The following is a 7,489-nucleotide window of genomic DNA, read 5'->3' as shown; positions in this document are numbered from 1 at the left end:
CGCGGCCAGCGGCAGCAGCACGCAGGCGCCGACGAGGTTGAGCCAGCCGTAGCTCGCCTGCGCGACGATCAGGCCCGCGGTCGCGCCGCCGATGCCCGCCGCCGCGTTCATCGTCAGGTCCGACAGGCCCTGCACGGCGGCGCGGGCGGGCTGCGGCACGGAGTCGGTGAGCAGCGCGGACCCGGAGACCAGGCCCGCGGACCAGCCGAGCCCGAGCAGGAAGAGGCCGGCGGCGGTCTGGCCGTGGCTCGCCCCCGCCGTGCCGGCGAGCAGCGCGGCGCAGGCCAGCAGCCCGACCGCGAGGCCGATCACGGAGAGCCTGCCGAACCGGTCGGCGAGCCATCCCATCACCGGCGAGAACGCGTACATGCCCGCGATGTGGCCGCTGATGACCAGACCGACCAGTTGGAGGCTCGCGCCGTGGTGCCCGAGGTCGACCGGGGTCATCACCATGATGGAGACCATCACCGTGTGCGAGACGGCCACCGTCACCAGGGCGAGCTTGGCCATCGGCGAGGCGGCCACGGCGGCGATGCCGTCCTTCAGGGAGCCGCCCCGCGCCGACCCTTCCTCCTGCGGGGCCAGGGCGCGGGCGGTGAGCAGCGGATCCGGCCGCAGCAGCACCGCGACCACCACGGCGGCGACCGCGAAGATGCCCGCGGCGAAGAGGAACGGACCGGCCTCCTCCGAGATCGAGGTGCCGGAGAAGACACGGCTCGTGGGCGCCGCGACGTTCGGCCCGAGGACGGAGCCGATGGTGGTGGCCCAGATGATGAGCGAGATGGAACGGCCCCGCCGGTCGGGCTCGGCGAGGTCCGCCGCGGCGAACCGCGCCTGCAGCGTGGCCAGCGAGCCCGCCCCGAACGCCGCCATGCCGAGCAGCAGCAGCGGGAAGCTCCCGACGACCGAGGCGAGCACCACGATCCCCGCGCCGAGCGCGCCGATCACATACGCGAGGACCAGACCGGCACGCCGTCCGCGCGCGTTCATCAGAGCGGCCAGCGGCAGCGAGAGCAGCGCCGTGCCCGCCGCGGAGGCGGTCGGCGCGAGGCCGGACACCGCTTCCGTCCCGCTCACGTCGGTCGCGAGGATGGGCGCCAGCGTGATGCCGATCGGCACCCCGATGCCGCCCAGGATCTGGCTGGCGATCAAGACGGCGTTCGTGCGGCGGCGCAGTCCGGGCAGCGCCTCCGGCGCGGGTATGTCAGGGGCGTCCAGGGTCGAAGTCACTGACGCAGTGTGTCAGTACGTTCGCACGCGCGAAACACTGTCGTGTCGGCCGTGGCGCGGGAGCGCCCGGTCGCCGGACGCCCGCACTCCGGACGTCAGAACAGCGGCTGTGGCAGCACGCCTTCCAGCGCGAGCAGGTGCCGCTTGGTCTCCAGACCGCCGCCGAAGCCGCCGATGCCGCCGTCGCTCTCCACCACGCGGTGGCACGGCACCACGACCGGCAGGGGATTGGAGCCCATCGCGATGCCCACGGCCTGCGCGGCGCGCGGCTGGCCGACCCGGCCGGCCAGGTCGCCGTACCCCACCACCGCGCCGAACGGGACGCCGGTGGCGAGCTCGCGCAGCACCTGGCGGTTGAAGCCGGAGCTCAGCGACCAGTCGAGCGGCAGCTCGAAGGCCCGGCGCTCGCCCGCGAAGTACTCCGCGAGCTGCCGTATCGCCTCGGCGAGCAGCGGGGAGTCCGGCGCGTGGACCGGCTCGGCGCCCAGGCGGGAACCCAGCCGGTCCAGGGTCGTCTCCCGCACGGCGTCCGTCGCGTGGAAGGCCACGGTGACCAGGCCCTCGGCGGTCGCGGCGAGCAGCAGCGGGCCGATGTCGCTGCCGACGACGGCCCACACGACCCGCCGCCGCTGCGGGTCCTGCCGCTCCTGTTCCTGCGCATGCGCGTCCATGCCGACCACGGTACGGCCGGCCACTGACAACGCGTCCGTCAGCCGTCGCGCAGCGCCTTGCGGACGACGTCAGGGGTGTTGGTGATGATCCCGTCCACCCCGAAGCCCGCGGCGCGCACCGCGTTCGGGGCGTCGTTGACGGTCCATGTGAAGATCTCCAGCGGCTTGCCGTGCGGGCCCTTGAGGGCGTGGATCGCGGAGACGTAGTCGGCCGAGATCGACGTGTGCGTCGAGTTGATCTGGTCGGCGAACTTCGCGTACTGGGGCAGGTCGCCCGCCGCGGGCGTGCCGAGGAAGCCGGTCTTCACGTCGGGCCGCAGCGCGTGCACGGTCTTCACGCTGTCCGCGCTGAAGCTCTGGATGACCAGCTTGCTCTTGACGTGGTGCTTGTCGAGCCAGCCCGTCTTGCGGAGCACCCGCAGGCCCTGCTTCTCGATGCCCGGGTACAGCTCGGGCTTCTTGAACTCGAAGACCAGCTTCTGGTGGTTGTGCGAGACCCGCCGCATGTACTGCTCCAGGGTCGGCACGCGCTGGCCCGCGTACTCGGGGCCGAACCAGCTGCCCGCGTCGAGCTTCGCGATCTCCGCCGCCGTGAAGTCCGCGACCTTCCACGGGGCGCGGTCGGGGAAGACCTCCTCGACGTTCGTCGTCCGCTTCAGGGTGTCGTCGTGCATGATGACGAGCTCGCCGTCCTTGGTCCGCTGCACGTCGTTCTCGACCCAGCGGAAGCCCATGTCGCGGGCCTTGTCGATGGCCGCGAAGGTGTTCTCGGGGGCGTAGGCGGAGGCGCCGCGGTGGGCGACCACCAAGGGGTCGTCGTGCCGGACGGAGCCCTGTGCGGCGGGGGAGTGCGCCGCGGGGGTCTGCGCGGTGGCGGTGGCGGTGGCGGTGGGGAGGACGAGTGCACCGGCTCCAAGCAGGGCGGCAGTGGTGGCGGCAGCGCGTGCGTACACGTGTACTCCTCGCGTCGTGCGGTCGCGGACCGGTCGAGAGTGACAGTCCGCGGCCAACGGGAGACAGGTGCAGGATGGCCACAGGTTGAACGGAGTCATCAAACTCGGGGACCCCGCGCGCGGGTAACGCGATTCTTTGCCGGAAAATCGTTCGTACGTTCCGGGGTGAGCTTTACTCTGCTGCCTCGGTCGACGGTCTTTCAGATGGCCGTCGACAGGGGGTGGACAGGACGTTTTTCAGGGCTTTTGGGCACAACAGGCGGAAGGGCTACCGCACATGCAGGGCACGGTCGACGGGTTCAGCTACGGAGTCGTCACACCGGTGGTGGCCTACGTCATGGCCTGTCTGGGAGGAGCGCTCGGACTGCGCTGCACCACCAGATCCCTGCTCGTGGCGCACTCCTGGCGGCCCGGCTGGCTGGCGCTCGGCTCGGGCGCGATCGGGTCCGGCATCTGGACCATGCACTTCGTGGCGATGATGGGCTTCACCGTGGAGGAGGCCCCGATCCACTACGACAAGGCGCTGACGTTCGCCAGCCTCGCCGTCGCCATCGTCATGGTCGGCATCGGCATCTTCATCGTCGGCTACCGCGGCGCCACGGGCACCGCGCTCTTCACCGGCGGGACCATCACGGGCCTGGGCATCGCCACGATGCACTACCTGGGAATGGCCGGTATGCGCCTTCGCGGGACGCTGGAGTACAACACGCTGACCGTCGCCACGTCCGTCGTGATCGCCATGGTCGCCGCGACCGCGGCGCTCTGGGCGGCGGGACAGGTCAGAGGCATCCTGTGGAGCCTGGGCGCGAGCCTCGTCATGGGCCTGGCCGTCAGCGGCATGCACTACATGGGCATGGCGGGACTCAGCGTCCACCTGCACGGCTCGGGCGTCGCACCGCCCGGCGACTCGCCCGCCGAGATCCTCGCGCCCATGATGATCGGGCCGCTGGCCTTCCTGCTCCTGGCGGGCGTGATCGTGATGTTCGACCCGCTCATGGTGATGGGCGGCCAGGCGGACGTCAGGAACCCCGCGCAGGGCGGCCGCACCCGGCAGTCCTACCCGGTCCCGCGCTCGGGCGACCGGCATGTGGCGGGCCCCCGCCGCCGTCCCCGGACCCGGCCGCGCCCCGGCTCCCGCACCCCGCAGAAGTGGTGACGGGACGCCGCTGAGCGGGCGATCGGACCCGGTTGTCAGTGCGGGGTCGTACGGTGGATTCCATGCGGCCCGTATCCAAGATCGAACGCACGGTGGCGCCCTTCGAGGTCGTCAGCCCGTACCAGCCCAGCGGCGACCAGCCGGCGGCCATCGCCGAGCTGGACCGACGCATCCGCGCAGGTGAGAAGGATGTCGTCCTGCTGGGCGCGACCGGCACCGGCAAGTCGGCCACCACCGCGTGGATGATCGAGAAGCTCCAGCGCCCCACCCTGGTGATGGCGCCGAACAAGACGCTGGCCGCCCAGCTGGCGAACGAGTTCCGCGAGCTGCTGCCCAACAACGCCGTCGAGTACTTCGTCTCGTACTACGACTACTACCAGCCCGAGGCGTACGTCCCGCAGTCGGACACGTACATCGAGAAGGACTCCTCGATCAACGAGGAGGTCGAGCGCCTGCGCCACTCCGCGACGAACTCGCTGCTGACCCGCCGCGACGTGGTCGTGGTCGCCTCCGTCTCCTGCATCTACGGCCTCGGCACCCCGCAGGAGTACGTGGACCGGATGGTCCCCCTCAAGGTCGGCGACGAGATCGACCGCGACCAGCTCCTGCGCCGCTTCGTCGACATCCAGTACACGCGCAACGACCTCGCGTTCACCCGCGGCACCTTCCGGGTGCGCGGCGACACCATCGAGATCTTCCCGGTCTACGAGGAACTGGCCGTCCGCATCGAGATGTTCGGCGACGAGATCGAGGCCCTCTCCACCCTCCACCCGCTCACCGGCGAGGTCATCAGCGACGACGACCACCTCTACGTCTTCCCGGCCTCCCACTACGTGGCGGGCCCGGAGCGCATGGAGAAGGCGATCAACGGCATCGAGAAGGAGCTCGCCGAGCGCCTCGCCGAGCTGGAGAAGCAGGGCAAGATGCTGGAGCACCAGCGCCTGCGCATGCGCACGACGTACGACCTGGAGATGCTCCGCCAGATCGGCTCCTGCTCCGGCGTCGAGAACTACTCGATGCACTTCGACGGCCGCGAGCCCGGCTCCGCCCCGAACACCCTCATCGACTACTTCCCCGACGACTTCCTCCTCGTCCTGGACGAGTCGCACGTCACGGTCCCGCAGATCGGCGCGATGTACGAGGGCGACGCCTCCCGCAAGCGCACCCTCGTCGACCACGGCTTCCGGCTGCCCTCCGCGCTCGACAACCGCCCGCTGAAGTGGGAGGAGTTCCTCGGCCGCATCGGGCAGACGGTCTACCTCTCGGCGACCCCGGGCAAGTACGAGCTCTCGCGCGGCGACGGCTTCGTCGAGCAGATCATCCGCCCCACCGGCCTCGTCGACCCCGAGGTCGTCGTCAAGCCCACCGAGGGCCAGATCGACGACCTGGTGCACGAGATCCGCACGCGCACCGAGAAGGACGAGCGTGTCCTGGTCACCACGCTCACCAAGAAGATGGCCGAGGACCTCACCGACTACTTCCTCGAACTGGGCATCCAGGTCCGCTATCTGCACAGCGACGTCGACACGCTCCGCCGCGTCGAGCTCCTGCGCGAGCTGCGGGCCGGCGAGTTCGACGTCCTGGTCGGCATCAACCTCCTCCGTGAGGGCCTCGACCTGCCCGAGGTCTCCCTGGTGGCGATCCTCGACGCCGACAAGGAAGGCTTCCTGCGCTCGGGCACCTCCTTGATCCAGACCATCGGCCGCGCCGCGCGCAACGTCTCGGGCCAGGTCCACATGTACGCCGACAAGATCACCCCGGCGATGGAGAAGGCCATCGAGGAGACCAACCGCCGCCGGGAGAAGCAGATCGCGTACAACAAGGAGAGGGGCATCGACCCGCAGCCCCTCCGCAAGAAGATCAACGACATCGTGTCGCAGATCGCGCGCGAGGAGGTCGACACCGAGCAGCTCCTCGGCTCCGACTACCGCAAGCCGAAGGCCGGCAAGGGCGCCAAGGCCCCCGTCCCCTCCCTCGGCACCGAGGCGGGCAAGGCCGGCAAGGCCGCCGCCACGAAGACCAAGGGCAAGAAGGGCGCGGAGACCGTGCCCACCGACCGCCCCGCGGCCGAACTGGCCGAGCAGATCGAGGAGATGACCGAGCGCATGCGCGCGGCCGCCGCCGACCTGCAGTTCGAGATCGCCGCGCGCCTGCGCGACGAGGTGTCGGAGATGAAGAAGGAACTGCGCCAGATGCGGGAGGCCGGCCAGGCCTAGACGGACAACCGGGAGGGGAGGGGCGGCGTACTGCCCGGTCTGTTGCAAGACCGCCACAAATACCGCCCGACGTGCGGCAACGCGGGAGGCACTGCATAGGGTGCTGGGCAACCGCAAGAGGCGGTTGCCCAGGCAGTTCGAGAGGGGACAGCGCGTGACGGTCAACATGACCAAGGGTCAGGCCATCAGCCTGCAGAAGAACGACGGGGGCGCCCTGACCGCGGTGCGCATGGGACTCGGATGGCAGGCCGCCCCGCGCCGCGGCCTGTTCGGCTCGCGCACCCGCGAGGTCGACCTGGACGCGTCGGCGGTGCTGTTCGCCGACAAGCAGCCCGTGGACGTCGTGTTCTTCCGCCACCTGGTCAGCGACGACGGCTCGGTGCGGCACACCGGCGACAACCTCGTCGGCGGCGTCGGCCAGGGCGGGGACGACGAGGCGATCCTCGTCGACCTCCAGCGGGTCCCCGTCCACATCGACCAGATCGTCTTCACGGTGAACTCCTTCACCGGCCAGACCTTCCAGGAGGTGCAGAACGCCTTCTGCCGCCTGGTCGACGAGACCAACGGCCAGGAGCTGGCCCGCTACACCCTCGACGGCGGCGGTCAGTACACCGCGCAGATCATGGCGAAGGTCCACCGCGCGGGCGCGGGCTGGCAGATGACGGCCATCGGCAACCCCGCCAACGGCCGCACCTTCCAGGACCTGATGCCGGCGATCCTGCCGCACCTGTAGGCACGCCGCCCGAGGGCACGTCCGTACCGGCGCGCCGGTACCCGCACGTCAGCACGCACGCGCACGAGGGCTCGACGGGAGCCCTTCGAGGGGGAACGAAGGCAATGACGGCCGAGCTGGTGCGCGGGCAGAACCACCCGCTTCCCGCGACCCGCCTGGAGATCCGAGTCTCGGCCGGCCGGCCGGTCGTGGCGGGCGCCACGCTCGCGGACGACCAGGGCCGGGTCCCCGGCGTGGAGTGGGTGGCCCACCCCGGCTCGCCCACGTTGCCGGGCCTTGAGGTGTCCCAGCAGGCGGCCGCCGACCACCGGCTCGCCGTCGACCTCGACGCCCTGCAGGACACCGTCCACCGCGTCAGCGTCCTGCTCGCGCTCCCCGTCGGCGTCGGTGGCCCGGTCAGCTTCCGCGCCCTCGCGGCCCCCTTCGTCGCGGTCACCGGACTCGACGGCACCGAGGTCGCCAGCTACACCCTCACCGGCCTGGACGCCGAGTCCGCCGTCGTCGCCCTGGAGCTCTACCGCCGCCAGGGC

The 7,489-nt window shown here is 70.9% G+C and carries 7 protein-coding genes; 4 read left to right on the top strand and 3 right to left on the bottom strand.

All coding sequences use genetic code 11. The features are described from left to right. The 3 genes from AOK22_RS24415 to AOK22_RS24405 form a co-directional block, all read right to left on the bottom strand. Positions 1–1,230 (bottom strand): MFS transporter (locus AOK22_RS24415; protein ID WP_055700856.1); only part of this gene is annotated, 1,230 nt, incomplete at its 3' end. A 95-nt stretch (positions 1,231–1,325) separates the two neighbouring features. Continuing rightward, a complete protein-coding gene (locus AOK22_RS24410) occupies positions 1,326–1,901 on the bottom strand; it encodes a methylated-DNA--[protein]-cysteine S-methyltransferase (RefSeq protein WP_055700858.1) in 576 nt (191 codons plus the stop codon). A gap of 38 nt (positions 1,902–1,939) precedes the next feature. Then, positions 1,940–2,854, bottom strand: coding sequence for a glycerophosphodiester phosphodiesterase family protein (locus AOK22_RS24405; RefSeq protein ID WP_055700855.1), 915 nt, complete (start codon positions 2,852–2,854; stop codon positions 1,940–1,942). 277 nt (positions 2,855–3,131) lie between these two features. On the opposite strand from AOK22_RS24405, the gene AOK22_RS24400 reads away from it, so the two are divergent. The 4 genes from AOK22_RS24400 to AOK22_RS24385 all read left to right on the top strand — a co-directional run. Continuing rightward, positions 3,132–4,010, top strand: coding sequence for an MHYT domain-containing protein (locus tag AOK22_RS24400; RefSeq protein ID WP_055700854.1), 879 nt, complete (start codon positions 3,132–3,134; stop codon positions 4,008–4,010). A 62-nt stretch (positions 4,011–4,072) separates the two neighbouring features. Further along, on the top strand, positions 4,073–6,226 hold the full coding sequence (uvrB, locus tag AOK22_RS24395) for an excinuclease ABC subunit UvrB (protein ID WP_055700853.1): 2,154 nt from the start codon (positions 4,073–4,075) through the stop codon (positions 6,224–6,226). A gap of 154 nt (positions 6,227–6,380) precedes the next feature. Continuing rightward, positions 6,381–6,959, top strand: a complete 579-nt coding sequence (locus tag AOK22_RS24390; protein ID WP_055700857.1) for a TerD family protein — start codon at positions 6,381–6,383, stop codon at positions 6,957–6,959. A 104-nt stretch (positions 6,960–7,063) separates the two neighbouring features. Beyond that, on the top strand, positions 7,064–7,489 hold a 426-nt coding region (locus AOK22_RS24385), incomplete at its 3' end, for a TerD family protein (RefSeq protein WP_167357879.1).

It is taken from the genome of Streptomyces silaceus, from assembly GCF_001419745.1.
Lineage (GTDB): Bacteria > Actinomycetota > Actinomycetes > Streptomycetales > Streptomycetaceae > Streptomyces > Streptomyces silaceus.
Note: the sequence above shows the minus strand (reverse complement) of the source record. Positions and strands in the feature narration are given on the sequence as shown.

Excerpts from the sequence above, each read along its gene's own strand:
- AOK22_RS24410 (WP_055700858.1), bottom strand. The coding sequence starts at position 1,901 with ATGGACGCGCATGCGCAGGAACAGGAGCGGCAGGACCCGCAGCGGCGG.
- AOK22_RS24400 (WP_055700854.1), top strand. The coding sequence starts at position 3,132 with ATGCAGGGCACGGTCGACGGGTTCAGCTACGGAGTCGTCACACCGGTG.
- uvrB (WP_055700853.1), top strand. The coding sequence starts at position 4,073 with ATGCGGCCCGTATCCAAGATCGAACGCACGGTGGCGCCCTTCGAGGTC.